Raw genomic sequence first — 14,477 nt, 5'->3', positions numbered from 1 at the left:
CTATGCAACTCAATAAATCATATATTTGTACGGATAAAGAAATTCATCTTATATGCATAGTTTTAGAAAGACGAAACAGATAACCGGAATGATGGTCTGTGTTGCTTTATTGTTTGCATGTCAGCCGGACAAGCATACCGGATTAAGTGAAAAAGAACTACTGGGTAAAAAGATTTTCTTTGATGAAAATCTTTCGGAACCTGTGGGTGAATCCTGTGCAACCTGTCACACTGCAGAAAAGGGTTTTGCAGATATATATTCCCGTATCACTTCTGAAGGTGCTGTCAAAGGGCGCTTCAGTAACCGCAACTCAATGACTTCCGCCTATACCTGCTATATCCCGCCGTTACATTATAACGAAGAGGATGAGACGTATGTCGGGGGACTTTTCTGGGACGGACGTGTCAACACACTGGAAGAGCAGGCCGCGCAACCATTTACAAACCCGTTGGAGATGGGTAATCATGACAATGTTATGGTTGTAGCAAAAGTGCGCCGTGCCGGTTACTACCGGGATTTGGTGAGGATATATGGAGAGCCGGCATCCGATGACTCTCTCTTTTCATACATAACAAATGCCATTGCTGCCTATGAACGTTCGGAAGAGATGAACCCTTTCTCATCTAAATACGATGCCTGGCAAGCGGGTAAATGTGAACTGACAACACAGGAGCAACAAGGCTTGGAACTATTTAAAGAAAAAGGGCTTTGTGCCGAATGCCATATATTGGAACCGGATGAACGAGCAGGAAAGGTCTTGTTTACCGATCATACCTATGATAATTTAGGAATCCCTTCCAATCCGGATAACCCTTTCTTTGCAACGCCGTTCCCTTACAATTCTTGTGGTCGCGACACGGTTGATCTGGGTTTGGGAAGTACTCTGAGGAATAGTACCGAAGCGGGCAAGTTTCGTGTTCCGACCCTTCGTAACATAGCTCTGACTGCTCCTTACGGGCATAATGGTTATTTTAATACATTGGAAGAAATAATCCATTTCTATAATGTTCGCGATGTAGAAGAATACCCTCAACCTGAATTTGCAGCAACTGTCAACAAAGAAGAACTCGGCAACCTCGGTCTGACACAGGACGAAGAGGCTGCTATTATCGCTTTTCTATCGACGTTAACGGATGGATATCAGGCGGACTAGAATATAATCTTTTTCCTGTTTTCAAAACATTTTGCATTCTACCATAGTTCTTTTATAAAACAAAACATAAAAGAAAAAGTAAATATATTATGGCAAAGAATGTAGCAGAACAATTAGTCGACACGCTTGAAAAAGCAGGTGTGAAGCGTATTTATGCTGTCACGGGGGATAGTCTGAACGAGGTGAATGAAGCTGTACGGAAAAACGGAAAGATCAAATGGATACACGTCCGTCATGAAGAAACAGGTGCTTATGCTGCTGCTGCCGAAGCGCAGTTGAACGGTGAGCTGGCTTGCTGTGCAGGAAGCAGCGGCCCGGGGCATGTCCACCTGATCAATGGTTTGTATGACGCACAACGTTCAGGAGCTCCGGTATTGGCTATTGCTTCCACGCTGCCGCCCCATGAGTTCGGAACAGAATATTTCCAGGAAACCAATACGATCAAATTATTTGAAGATTGCAGTTATTATAACCAGGTGGCAACTACCCCGGAGCAGTTTCCCCGTATGTTGCAGGGGGCTATACAAGCGGCCCTTTCCTTCCGGGGCGTAGGAGTGATCGGGCTACCCGGCGACCTGACATCGAAAACGGCAACTCCGGGAGAATCCTCCCAACAATCATTTCCTACCAAACAGCGTGTTTGCCCTTCTGCCGAAGAGATCAACGAGTTGGCAGACCTGTTGAATAAAGCTGAAAAAGTGACCCTGTTTTGTGGAATAGGAGCGAAAGATGCCCATAAGGAACTGGTCGAATTATCCCAACGCCTGAATGCTCCGGTGGCTTATTCATTTAAAAGTAAAATGGAAATCCAGTACGATAACCCGAATGAAGTAGGAATGACCGGTTTGTTGGGTATGCCTTCCGGTTATTACAGTATGCATGAAGCAGAAGTATTGGTCTTGCTGGGAACAGATTTTCCCTATGAAGCTTTTATGCCGCAGAACAATACGATCGTTCAGGTAGATATTAAAGCGAACCGTTTGGGGCGCCGTGCTAAGATAAAGATGGGACTTTGCGGTGATGTAAAAGATACATTGCAGGAGTTGCTCCCTCTGATCCGTCAAAAAACGAATGATAGTTTCCTGCGAGAACAGTTGGCGCATTATGATAAAGTAAAGAAAAACCTGAGATCGGCTGCCGAAGTAAAAGGAAAAGAAGAAAAGATCCAGCCCGAATATGTTATTTCCGTTATCGACGAACTCGCATCGAACGATGCTGTCTTTACTGTCGATACTGGTATGACCTGTGTCTGGGGTGCTCGTTACTTACAGGCTACCGGGAAGCGGAAAATGTTGGGTTCTTTCAATCATGGCTCGATGGCGAATGCCATGCCACAGGCTATCGGAGCTGCTTTAGCCTATCCGGGACGTCAGGCGGTGGCTCTGTGTGGCGATGGCGGACTTTCGATGATGTTGGGTGATCTGGCGACGATCGTACAATATAAACTGCCTGTTAAACTGATCGTTTTCAATAACCGTTCCCTGGGAATGGTTAAGCTGGAAATGGAAGTTGCCGGATTGCCTGACTGGCAGACAACGATGTTGAATCCGGACTTTGCACGTGTCGCCCTTTCGATGGGAATGGCTGGTTATAATGTCAGCAAGCCGGAGGATGTATTGCCGACGCTTACAAAAGCTTTTGTTTCCGACGGCCCTGTCCTGGTCAACATCATGACCGATCCGAACGCGCTGGCGATGCCGCCGAAGATCGAGTTTACACAAATGTTGGGATTTGCACAGACTATGTACAAGTTACTGATGGAAGGACGTTCAAAAGAGGTAATGGATACGATCGATACAAATCTGAAGCATTGGAAAGAAGTCTTTTAACCAAAAAATGAATATCTTTGCTTTCTACTAATAAATTCTATACAGATCATGAAAGCAAAGATATTTTTATTATCGCTTGTAGCATTTTTTATCCTGTCTGCACAAGCAGCAGTAGTCGATACTATCCATGTTCGCAGTGATGCGATGAACAAGGATATTCAGACTGTTATAATAACGCCGGGAAATGGGAAGAAGGCAGCTCCGGTCATCTATTTACTGCATGGCTATGGCGGAAATGCTAAAACCTGGATCGGCCTAAAGCCTAATTTACCGGAGATAGCAGATCAATATGGGATCATGTTTGTCTGTCCGGATGGTAAGAACAGTTGGTATTGGGATAGTCCGGTCGATCCTTCCTATCGGTATGAAACATTTGTTTCCAAAGAGCTTGTCAATTATATAGATGCCAATTATCCGACCCTAAAAGATCGTAAAGGACGTGCTATTACCGGTCTTAGCATGGGAGGGCATGGTGCGATGTGGATTTCTTTCCGTCACAAGGATATTTTTGGTGCGGCGGGGAGTACAAGTGGCGGTGTCGATATCCGTCCTTTCCCGAATAACTGGAATATGAGCGATCGGCTGGGGAAGGAAAGCGAGAATCAGGAGGTATGGGATAATCATACGGTTATCAATCAGGTAGACCGCCTGCAGAATGGCGATCTGGCATTGATCTTCGATTGCGGTTACAGCGATTTCTTCTTTGAAGTAAATAACGATTTCCATAAAAAGCTGCTGAAATATAAGATCGACCACGACTTTATTGTCCGTCCGGGCGCACATAATGGCGAATACTGGAGTAATTCCATCGATTACCAGATATTGTTTTTCAAGAAATTCTTCGATAAACGAAATACTAAGTGAATATAGTAGACTGCCTGTCCCCGTGCTTGGAGTGGGGACAGGATCGTTTTATTTTCTGAACTGGCAACTGTTTATTTCTCCAGTGAAAAAGCATTGATCAGCATATTTAATATGCTGCAGATAATTCGTTCCGGTATGGCTGATAACGGCAGTTTTTCATTTTTAGGCAATCGGATAGTTTCCATATCTTCATCTTCTCCCAATGAAGAGAAATATATCTCTTTCAAAAGAACTTCATTTCCTTCAGTAACAAACGGTAGTTGTATCACAATATTTAGCGACTTATCTATAATATAGAGAATGTCATTTTCAATCCGGGTTGTTATATCCGCCGTTTCAAAGTTGTAAATGTTACTGATATAAACTTGTTTCCCGGAATAACGGGTAATCGTATTTACCTGTTTTTCCTCTTCACTCAGATAATATACCGGAGCAGTTAACTGTGGAAGGAGAGGGCTTATTCCCTGATCATCCAGTTGCTTCTTCCATCCGGATAATATTTCGGAAGTCAGATCGACCGGATGTACCAGGGAAATGATTGCATCGTCAGAAAGGATAAATTCTTTTTCATCGACAGTTATACATTTTCCGTTCTCCATATACCGGAAAGACTCCCTTAGTAGCCCTTCCTTATAGACACCCCAGACAAGTCCGGTCGTGATATACCGCATAACCGGGTTTTCTATAAAGATAGTTTGCCATATCTTCCGGGGCCAGGTTCGTCCGTTCTTTAAAGACTGTTCCAGGCGTTTCCGCTGAATTTTAGTCTGGGTTTTGACTACTTTGTTTAAAGTAGATAACTCCTCCCGGGCCTTTTCTGCTTTTTTACGGTCATCGTGTTTAGTCGGGGCGGGGAGCGATTTGCTTACTTTCTGTTTTTCAAGATCGAATACAGAAAGTGTAAAGTCCGGATTCAGAGTTACACGGAAAGTCCGTGTGCCATAGCTTACCTCTTTCTCTGCCGAGCTATTGAAACCGAAAGTTGGAATGATCAGGTCTGCCAGTTCCTCTACAGTCATGCCTTTGCGGATGGCTGCCTGACGGAATGCGTTCCATGACGTGGTCCTGTACGTTCCGTTGGGAGAGATTTCCATCCATTCATTCAGGATACGGAGGGCATTGGGACTCGATTTTATTCCCAGTAGCTTGAGGACAAATCTGGAAAGTTGTTTGCGGGAGGCTCTCGACCACGACTTGATCAAAGGAGACAGCTGTGCGATCTGCTGTTCGGAACCGTAAAAACAATAAGGGAGCAGAAGCATCCTTCTGTTTGCCTCAGCACTATCCGATTGCCAGTAGCGGAACAGTTCTTCCATCATCGCCTGCCATTCTTCTTCCTCGATGAAAGGTACGATCGCATCGCAGGCATGTAGCCGGACAACTTGATTAAGAGACATATATTCACTTAATACGTACCGGATTACATGGCGGGGTACAAACTCATCCACATCTGTTTCGTTTGCCCAGTGGAGTCTTGTATAAGGTTTTTGCGGTAACCAGGCTATCTGTTGCGTACAATATAGTTCGATATGCTTACTGCAATAGTCGATGACTGCCTGCTTATTCCTGAATTTGATTTTGGCAGCGGAAGCATGTGTATTGTCCCAGTATTTGAATAATTGCCTGGCCCAGTTTTGCGACTCTTCATCCAGTTCCGGATAGAGTTGTTCAAGTAATTTGCGGGTTTTCTTTTCTTTGTCGAGCAGGAGTCTTTCGATATTCCTGCGGATTAATTTAGAGTTTTCTTTCAATAATCCCAGCAACTGTTCATAGTCTGTCAAGCCGCAGTCTGAAAATAGTTTATTCAGCCAGACCAGTCTTTTCTTTAGTGGAATGTCACTATATAGATAATGGTAGGCTGCTTGCTTATTCTTACGGATAAGTTCATCGATTTGTATTTCCCTGAGAGTATCCGGAAGTGGCAGGTCGGAAGTACTATATACTTCACACCAGGCATCGAATAGTACTGCAGCATCCGTTTGTTGCTTTTTCTTCATATATATATTGTTTTCCTTTTATTACTGTTTATTTCCTTATTCCTAAAACAAATACAGAAGTGGTTAGTTGCAGGAAATAGTATTACATATAAAAGCAAATGTATAAAAAATATTTTGTAATTTTGCACCTTCTAAATAATATGGGTGTGAGGCAAACAATGAATAAATATCTGAAATGGCTGTTACCGGTGATCTTTATCGCCTACTATGGCAGCATTACGTTATTTATTCATGTCCATATAGAACATGGTACGACGATTGTCCATTCGCATCCTTTCGGGAAATTGAACGGCGGTGCCTGCCACCATCATGCTTCCTTATCCGAAATACAATTATTCCACATACTGACAACGCTTAGTGTGGAAGACGGAGCAGTACATGCTCTTTATCTGAATTTTAGTGCACAACAAATTGCTGAAATAGTTGAATATCCGGTCTATCCGGACTATGCGCACCCTGACAAAGGGCAGCTTTCCCTTCGTGCTCCTCCTGTTTTCTGATAACAAATAGTAATACTTCAATTGATAAGGATAGGTGTATCTAATAAAAACATCCCATCCTTCTAATTTTTCGACCCAGGTCAAAAACGTTTACCACCCAGGTCAAAAACGTTTATCACCTTGGTCAAAAAGGTTTTTGACCTGGGTCAAAAATATAAAACATCGGGTATTTCGGATTAGGAAGTACCGTGTTTTGCATTATAACATTACCTATTTATCAGAACAAATCGCAATGAATAAGATTATAACTCTTATACTGTGCCTGTGCTGTGTCTTTACGACGGCATGGGCGGATGATGCTCCGACCCTGAATCCGTCGGATGCCAATATCGTAGGGCATATATTGGATAAGAAAACGGGCGAGCATCTTTCTTTTATCAATGTTTTCCTGAAAGGAACGACGATCGGTACGTCGACTGATGCAACCGGTCATTATTACCTGAAAAACCTGCCGGAAGGTAAGTATACACTGGTGATGAAAACATTAGGCTTTAAGACTATAGAGAAGCCGGTAACTTTGAAAAAAGGGAAAACTCTGGAAGTCAATTTTGATGCGGAAGAGGATTTGGTTGCATTGGACGGAGTGGTCGTATCGGCAAACCGTAACGAGACAACCCGCCGTCTGGCTCCTTCACTTGTGAATGTGCTCGATTCGAAAACTTTTGAGACGACGCATGCTACCTCTTTGGCGGATGGTCTGAACTTCCAGCCGGGTGTACGTGTGGAAAACAACTGTCAGAATTGCGGATTCCAGCAGGTCCGTATCAATGGACTTGAAGGTCCTTATACGCAGATACTGGTGGATAGCCGTCCGATATTCAGTGCACTGACCGGTGTATATGGTTTGGAGCAGATCCCGGCAAATATGATCGAGCGTGTGGAGATCATGCGTGGGGGAGGTTCAGCCTTATTCGGTTCTTCCGCTATTGCAGGTACGATCAACATCATTACAAAAGAGCCTTTGAGGAATTCCGCACAGATCGCCCATTCATTAACGATGATTGGCGGCGACCGTCCGGATAATAACACGACAATCAATGCATCGCTGGTGACAGATGATCATAAGGCGGGCATCTATATGTTCGGACAGAACCGCTATCGCGGGGCTTACGACCATGATGGCGACGGCTTTACCGAACTGGGAAAACTGAATGCCCGTACGCTTGGTTTCCGTTCTTATCTGAAGACGAGCACTTATTCGAAGTTGACTTTCGAATATCATAATATCAATGAATACCGTCGTGGCGGTAACTTATTGGATCTGCCTCCTCATGAAGCGGATATAGCCGAGCAAACGGAGCATAATATCAATGGGGGCGGGTTGAAGTTCGATCTCTTCTCGAAAGATTATAAGCATCGTTTGAATGTCTATACTTCTGCCCAACATACGCAAAGAAGCAGTTATTACGGTGCCGATAAGAATCCGAATGCTTATGGCAGCACGACGGATATGACTTTTGTGGGTGGCGCTCAGTATTCGTATGAATGGGATAAATGCCTGTTTATGCCTGCCGAATTTACCGGTGGTGCTGAATATAACTACGATGATTTGCAGGATAAGATGCTGGGTTATCACCGTACGATCGAGCAGACAGTGCATATCGGAAGTGTTTTCCTGCAGAACGAATGGAAGAATGAGAAATGGAGTTTTCTTGTCGGGGCGCGTATGGATAAGCATAACCTGATTGATCATGCTATATTCAGTCCGCGTGCCAATGTGCGTTTTAATCCGATCAGCGATGTGAATCTGCGTATGTCCTATTCAAGCGGTTTCCGTGCTCCGCAGGCGTTCGATGAAGATTTGCATATTACGGCTGTAGGTGGTGATGTGGCTATTATTCAGATATCTCCCGACCTGAAAGAGGAAAACTCGCAGAGTGTGAGTCTTTCTGCCGATTTTTATCGTCGTTTCGGTCCGGTCCAGACTAATTTCCTTGTAGAAGGTTTTTATACGGATTTACGAAATGTATTCATCCTGGAAGAGATAGGACGTGACAATGATAACAACCTGCTGATGGAACGCCGTAACGGGAAAGGGGCTCGTGTAATGGGGATTAACCTGGAAGCAAAGGCGGTATATTCATGGATGCAGATACAGGCAGGTGCAACTATCCAGCGCAGCCGTTATAAAGAGCCGGAAAGTTGGAGCGAGAATGAGAATCTGGAACCTCAGAAAAAGATGTTCCGTTCGCCGGATGTGTATGGCTACTTCACTTCCTCATTTACTCCGGTGAAAAGATTTACGGCTTCGTTGACCGGTACTTATACCGGGAGTATGCTGGTTCAGCATCTGGCTGGTTATATTCCGGAAGACCGGGAAGAGAAGACAAAAGATTTCTTTGACCTGAATGTGAAGGTTGCATACGACTTCCCTCTTTACCAGTCTGTTACTTTGCAGGTAAATGCAGGTGTTCAGAATATCTTTAATTCCTATCAGGATGATTTTGATAAATACGAGAAACGTGATGCCGGATATATCTATGGTCCGGGTATTCCGCGCAGTTATTTTATCGGATGTAAGATCAGCTATTGATAGGCTGATATAAAATATTCGGGAAAGCCCGGTAGAAGTTCCTTGCTTTTACCGGGCTTTATGTTTACTTTAGCGTCAATTTAATAAATCTATATAACATGAATTTAAGTGATCCTAAGGATTGTTTGTATTGCACGAACAATCAGACATTACACGATCTGATGATCGAAATAGCTCCTTTATCCGTATCTAGACTGTTTCTTTTCAGGGAACAAACATATTATGGGCGTTGCCTGGTTTCTTATAAGGACCATGTGCATGATCTGAATATGTTGAGCGATGAGGAAAGAAATGCGTTTATGGCAGATGTGGTAAAGGTAACACGTGCCATGCAGAAGGTATTCAATCCGCAAAAAATAAATTACGGTGCTTATTCCGATAAACTTTCACATCTTCATTTCCATCTGGCTCCCAAATATGAGGACGGCCCTGACTTCGGAGGTACGTTCACTATGAATCCGCAGAAGGTTTATTTGTCGGATAAGGAGTATGAAGGCATGATTGCGAAGTTAAAGGAAGCTTTGGGATAAAAATAACAACAAAAGGAAAGCTGCCGGGCTTTCCTTTGTTGTTTATTTTAGTTGTTTGATAAAGCTTTCTGGATTCTGGCTGTTAGGCCAAATGCTAACAATGTAGATTGTCTTTTTTTCTACATAGTAAAGGATTTTATGGTTTCTATGTTCGACAAAGGAACGATAATTTCTTTTACATGTTTCGGTTTCCGGTTCATAAGATCCCATATTGGGATTTAATGCCAGCAAGTCTACGGTTTCTAAAATCCCATTAATGAATTTATCTGCAGCTCTAAGTCCCATTTCTTTTTTGTACCAGGCATAAATTGTTCGAGCTTGTTTTCTTGCTGTGCGTTTCCATGCAATAACTAAAGATTCCTCCATGAAGCGACAGCTTTTCGCATTTCATCTTGTGTGTAATAGACCGAATCTTCCTCTGCCAACCTAAGACTTTCCATCTTTTCTTCATGGGATAACGGGTGCATGGCACTTTCTATCTCTTCATCGGTAACGAAGTCGATATCGTCAACAGTTACCCTACGGGATATTTTAGATTTGTTGGATGCAATCCGCTTGACATACTTCTTTACTCTCTCGATACTTTCTGTGTCAAGGTTGATAATTTCGTTGAACAGTTCCAGGCGTTCACCCTGTAATTCCATTGCTTTCATATATTTACTCCTTTCGGTTTTGATAAAGTACAAATGTATTTATTTTTTTAATAAAGACAATGAAATAAACTTTTTTCTTTCAGGAGGCTGCGGTCACACGGCAATTATACTTGGTGAAGCGTGACCTTACGGAGCGGAGAGCATTCCGCTCCGGTATAACTGTGGCGATATCCATGTAACCAGAGCCATGTCGCTCCCGGATGATCTAACCTTTCAAACTTTTATTTATTGTATCTATGTAGTTAAGTATTTCGTCCCGTCCTTCTTTTTTCTCGGAAGAAGAGAAAAGCATCGGAGGGAGTTCTTCCCATGTTTCAAGTAACTTTTCCTGATAAGCTTTCAGATTTTCCTGTAAGCGTCCTTTGCTGATCTTGTCGATCTTTGTGAAGATGATAGAGAAAGGGATGCCGTTTTCACCCAGCCATTCCATAAATTCCAGGTCTATCTTTTGTGCTTCATGGCGGCAGTCGATCAAGACAAACAGGTTTGTGAGTTGTTCACGTTCCAGGATATAATCTTCGATGATCCGTTGGATATTCTCCCTGCCTTCTTTTCCGCGTTGGGCAAAACCATAACCCGGCAGGTCAACCAGGAACCAGTTGTTGTTGATTATAAAATGATTGATAAGCAAAGTCTTTCCCGGCTTCTGTGAAGTCATAGCCAATCCTTTCTTGCCTGTCAACATATTGATAAGGGAGGATTTGCCAACATTGCTTCGCCCGATAAAGGCATACTCCGGAAAGTTACCTGCGGGGCATTTCTTTACGTCTGTGTTACTGATAACAAATTCTGCACTTTTGATTTCCATATTCTTACGCTTTTATTGTTTTGTGTTTGACTGAGGCCGCCCATAATCCGAAGAATGTGATTGCTCCGTTCAGCATCAGCATTTCATAACCGAAGGCATAGCCTGTATGTTGTTTCACCAGATAATCCGTTGCAAAGCAGATCAGCGGTGAAAAGATACATATATAAGGAACATATTTGTCACGCGGATGTTTTTTTGTGAATAATCCAAAGACAAATAATCCCAGTAAAGGACCGTAAGTATAGGAAGCAATCATATAGATGGCATCGATCACACTACGGCTGTTTACGGCCTTAAAGATAAGGATAATTATGGCAAATAAGACAGAGATGAGCAAATGGCTCATCAGGCGGGTGCGCTTAGCCTTGGTTGCTTCTTCCTTTTCCACTCCGAGGATGTCGACACAGAAAGAGGTGGTCAATGCCGTCAATGCTGAATCGGCACTGCTGAAAGCCGCCGCTATGATACCGATCGTAAAGAAGATCAGAATGGAATGTCCCAATATGCCGGAAGTACAAAACATAGGCAGGATATCGTCATTTAATACCGGCAATTCGATATTCTTTTGTGAGGCAAGGCTTAGTAACAATACACCGAGGGCAAGGAACAGGAAGTTCACCGGCGTAAAGGCAAAACCGTACGTGTACATATTTTTTTGTGCATCTTTCAGACTTTTGCAGGACAAGTTCTTTTGCATCATATCCTGATCGAGTCCGGTCATGACGATGGTGATAAAGATTCCGCTGAAAAACTGTTTCACGAAATGTTGCGTACTGTGCCAATCCTCGAATTCAAAAATACGGAAATGAGGATTCTCTGTCAATGTCCGCACCATGCCTCCCATATCTAGTTCCATGGCATCTTTGACTTTCCATATAATAACGACCAGCATAGCGACCAGGCAAAGAGCCTGGAGTGTATCTGTCCAGATGATCGTCTTTATGCCGCTTCGGTACGTGTATAGCCATACCAGGAAAATACTGATAATGACGGTTACCCAAAAAGGAATATTCCAGGTGCTGAATACGTAATGCTGCAAGATCAGGACTACCAGATAAAGTCGTGCTGCTGCCCCGACGATCTTTGAAAGTAGAAAGAAGGAAGCTCCTGTTTTGTAACTTCTTCGTCCGATACGGTCTCCGAGGTAGGAGTAGATCGATGTCAGTTGTAGTTTGTAATAGAGCGGTAACAATACTTTAGCTATTAATATATATCCGAAGAAAAAGCCGAAAACCGTTTGCATATAAGTCATATCTATGCTCCGTACCATTCCCGGGACCGAGACGAAAGTCACACCTGAAAGCGATGTCCCGATCATCCCGATGGAAACGATATACCACGGTGATTTACGGTTGCCCAGGAAGAACGCATCATTGCTTGTGCTTTTTCTACCTGTGATCCAGGCGATCAGCAACAATATGCCAAAATAAACGGCAATTATGGAGAGGATGATATAGCTATTCATTAACCGGTATTTAATTAAGTAGAGCAGGGAAGTTTAATCCCTGTCGAACGTTCGGGGACAAAGATAACAACATTTTACAAAAATGTAATATCATGTAAACTTCTTCTTAATATACGCATTGTTCCTTTGCGGTCGTAAAAAAACAAAGAAAAACAAAAAGAAAATGGAAATAAATAAAAGACGCTTTTCTGTTTTTAACTCGCTTTTAATCGCTGGCTTTTTGACTGTTTTTCCACTCGGAAATTTATCAGCACAACAGGCTGTCCTGATTCATTCTCATAATGATTACCGTCAGCGGGTTCCTTTTTATCAGGCCTATTCGCAGCAGTTGTACTCAATCGAAGCGGATGTGTACGCAGTAGAGGAAACCGGAGAACTTCTGGTTGCACATGATCCGGAAGAATTGGGTACGGCATCTACACTGGATGAATTATATATAGAGCCTATACTCTCTTTATATAAACGAAATAACGGACGTCCCTGGAAAAACTCCGATAATAGACTGCAATTACTGATTGAACTCAAAACACCGGAAAAACCGACTCTCGATTGTCTGGTTTCCAAGTTGAATAAATATCCGGAAGTTTTTGATCCGGCTGTTAATCCGGCAGCAGTTCGTATTGTAATTACCGGAAACTGTCCGGTTCCGTCTGATTTTTCCAAATATCCGTCTTATATCTATTTCGATGGACAAGTCGGTGTTGACTATACCCCGGAACAATTGGAACGAGTCGGGATAATCAGCGATGCTTTCGGTCGCTATTCTGTATGGAATGGAAAAGGAGCCATGATTGCTCCGGAAAAGAAACTGGTCGCAAACGTGATAGAAAAGGTTCATGCTTTGGGAAAACCGATTCGTTTTTGGGGAGCTCCGGATGGTATCACAGCGTGGAATACATTCCATAATATGGGAGTGGATATCATTAATACGGATAAACCGGAAGCTTGCTCCGATTTCTTTCACAATTTTGAAAGTAAGAATTTCTCGATTATTTCTGATACGCTCAATTTAAGTGAAGAAGTTACCCGAACCGACAGGCTGGATAAAACCACCGCCGGTTTCCGGGGCTTCGGTAAAAAGAACAGGATGCTGACAAAGCCAGTGGAAATTTACACGCCGACTTACCTGAATGACGGTACTGAAAAACCGATTAAAAATGTGATCCTTTTGATTGGTGATGGAATGGGACTGGCTCAGATTTGTGCTGCCCAGACGGTAAATAAAGGTCTTTCTTTTCTGCAATGTAAATATGTAGGGTTACAGCAGACCAATGCGAAAGACCAGTACACCACAGATTCGGCGGGTGCCGGAAGTTCGATTGCTACAGGACAATCTAATTGTAACCGTTATATCAGCATGAGTGAAGATGGTGAGGTATATGCTTCTCTGTCGGAAGTATTGGCTTCTGACGGATTTGCCTGTGGAGTCGTTACATTAGGCAATATTGCAGATGCAACTCCTGCTGCTTTTTACGGTCATGCAACGGAGCGTGACAATACGGATGAAATAACCGATTGGCTTCTGAAAGGTACTCTGACTTTATTGAACGGCAGTGGAATGAATGTACTTACCAAAAGGAAAGATAGCCGTAATTTGGTTGAAGAGTTGAGACCTCAATATAATATAACGACTACTATAGATGATATTAACGAGGTCAAAGGAAAGGTTATCTGTATAGATGAACGGATGGGGCAGGCTACAACCGAGGAGTCGCTACCATTGCTTGCCGAGGCAACTCATGCTGCTATCGATAAACTGAAAGAAACGAATGAAAAAGGTTTTTTTCTGATGGTGGAAGGTGCTAAAGTTGATTATGCCGGGCACGCCAATTCTTTACCTGGCTCTGTTATGGAGACACTTAGTTTTGATAAAGCAGTAGCTGAAGCAATGAAATTTGCCGACAGTAATGGAGAAACGTTGGTTATTGTGACAGCCGACCATGAGACCGGTGGGCTGACTTTGGTTGATGGAGATCGTGAGTCTGGACATATTACAGCTCGTTATATGACTGATGATCATACACCGATAATGGTTCCTGTTTTCGCCTATGGTCCCGGAGCTTCACATTTCTGTGGAATTTATCCCAATACTGAAATCTTTCATAAGATATTAAATAGCATAAAACAAATACATTAATTAAAATC

The 14,477-nt window shown here is 43.0% G+C and carries 12 protein-coding genes; 7 read left to right on the top strand and 5 right to left on the bottom strand.

Translation table 11 applies throughout. The features are described 5' to 3' along the window. Positions 1-52: 52 nt before the first annotated feature. The 3 genes from DWW23_RS00580 to DWW23_RS00570 all read left to right on the top strand — a co-directional run bounded on the left by DWW23_RS00580 (position 53) and on the right by DWW23_RS00570 (position 3,846). On the top strand, positions 53-1,153 hold the full coding sequence (locus DWW23_RS00580) for a cytochrome-c peroxidase (RefSeq protein ID WP_370449227.1): 1,101 nt from the start codon (positions 53-55) through the stop codon (positions 1,151-1,153). Positions 1,154-1,242: 89 nt separating this feature from the next. Next, complete coding sequence (locus DWW23_RS00575; protein WP_122351365.1) at positions 1,243-2,982, top strand: thiamine pyrophosphate-dependent enzyme; 1,740 nt, start codon at positions 1,243-1,245, stop codon at positions 2,980-2,982. Positions 2,983-3,030: 48 nt separating this feature from the next. Further along, positions 3,031-3,846: an alpha/beta hydrolase family protein gene (locus DWW23_RS00570; protein ID WP_122351364.1), complete on the top strand. Its 816-nt coding sequence runs from the start codon at positions 3,031-3,033 to the stop codon at positions 3,844-3,846. 71 nt (positions 3,847-3,917) lie between these two features. On the opposite strand, the gene DWW23_RS00565 is transcribed toward DWW23_RS00570, so the two are convergent. Further along, positions 3,918-5,843 carry a DUF4132 domain-containing protein gene (locus tag DWW23_RS00565; RefSeq protein WP_122351363.1) on the bottom strand — a complete coding sequence of 642 codons (1,926 nt, stop codon included), beginning with the start codon at positions 5,841-5,843 and terminating at the stop codon, positions 3,918-3,920. A gap of 146 nt (positions 5,844-5,989) precedes the next feature. Here DWW23_RS00565 and DWW23_RS00560 point away from each other — a divergent pair, with 146 nt between their 5' ends. From DWW23_RS00560 to DWW23_RS00550, 3 genes are all read left to right on the top strand, one after another. Next, the gene (locus tag DWW23_RS00560; protein WP_229801066.1) at positions 5,990-6,343 is read left to right on the top strand and encodes a hypothetical protein; all 354 of its coding nucleotides are present in this window, start codon (positions 5,990-5,992) and stop codon (positions 6,341-6,343) included. Positions 6,344-6,575: 232 nt separating this feature from the next. Next, entirely contained in the window at positions 6,576-8,876 is a 2,301-nt protein-coding gene (locus DWW23_RS00555; protein WP_122351361.1) for a TonB-dependent receptor, read from the top strand. Between the two features lie 98 nt (positions 8,877-8,974). Continuing rightward, complete coding sequence (locus tag DWW23_RS00550; protein WP_122351360.1) at positions 8,975-9,406, top strand: HIT family protein; 432 nt, start codon at positions 8,975-8,977, stop codon at positions 9,404-9,406. Positions 9,407-9,448: 42 nt separating this feature from the next. On the opposite strand, the gene DWW23_RS00545 is transcribed toward DWW23_RS00550, so the two are convergent. The 4 genes from DWW23_RS00545 to DWW23_RS00530 all read right to left on the bottom strand — a co-directional run bounded on the left by DWW23_RS00545 (position 9,449) and on the right by DWW23_RS00530 (position 12,332). Then, positions 9,449-9,772: a type II toxin-antitoxin system RelE/ParE family toxin gene (locus DWW23_RS00545; RefSeq protein WP_122351359.1), complete on the bottom strand. Its 324-nt coding sequence runs from the start codon at positions 9,770-9,772 to the stop codon at positions 9,449-9,451. After that, positions 9,757-10,059, bottom strand: coding sequence for a hypothetical protein (locus DWW23_RS00540; RefSeq protein ID WP_233564229.1), 303 nt, complete (start codon positions 10,057-10,059; stop codon positions 9,757-9,759). Before DWW23_RS00540 ends, DWW23_RS00545 begins: the two co-directional genes overlap by 16 nt. A gap of 205 nt (positions 10,060-10,264) precedes the next feature. Next, on the bottom strand, positions 10,265-10,867 hold the full coding sequence (yihA, locus tag DWW23_RS00535; RefSeq protein ID WP_122351358.1) for a ribosome biogenesis GTP-binding protein YihA/YsxC: 603 nt from the start codon (positions 10,865-10,867) through the stop codon (positions 10,265-10,267). A gap of 4 nt (positions 10,868-10,871) precedes the next feature. Continuing rightward, entirely contained in the window at positions 10,872-12,332 is a 1,461-nt protein-coding gene (locus DWW23_RS00530; protein WP_122351357.1) for a sodium:solute symporter, read from the bottom strand. Positions 12,333-12,495: 163 nt separating this feature from the next. Between DWW23_RS00530 and DWW23_RS00525 the strand changes: the two genes are divergently transcribed. Beyond that, the gene (locus DWW23_RS00525) at positions 12,496-14,469 is read left to right on the top strand and encodes an alkaline phosphatase (protein WP_122351356.1); all 1,974 of its coding nucleotides are present in this window, start codon (positions 12,496-12,498) and stop codon (positions 14,467-14,469) included. Positions 14,470-14,477: the final 8 nt, after the last annotated feature.

Source organism: Parabacteroides sp. AF14-59, assembly GCF_003479515.1.
GTDB classification, from domain to species: Bacteria; Bacteroidota; Bacteroidia; order Bacteroidales; family Tannerellaceae; genus Parabacteroides; species Parabacteroides faecis.
The sequence above is the reverse complement of the archived record's forward strand: the minus strand, read 5'-3'. Positions and strand labels throughout refer to the sequence as shown.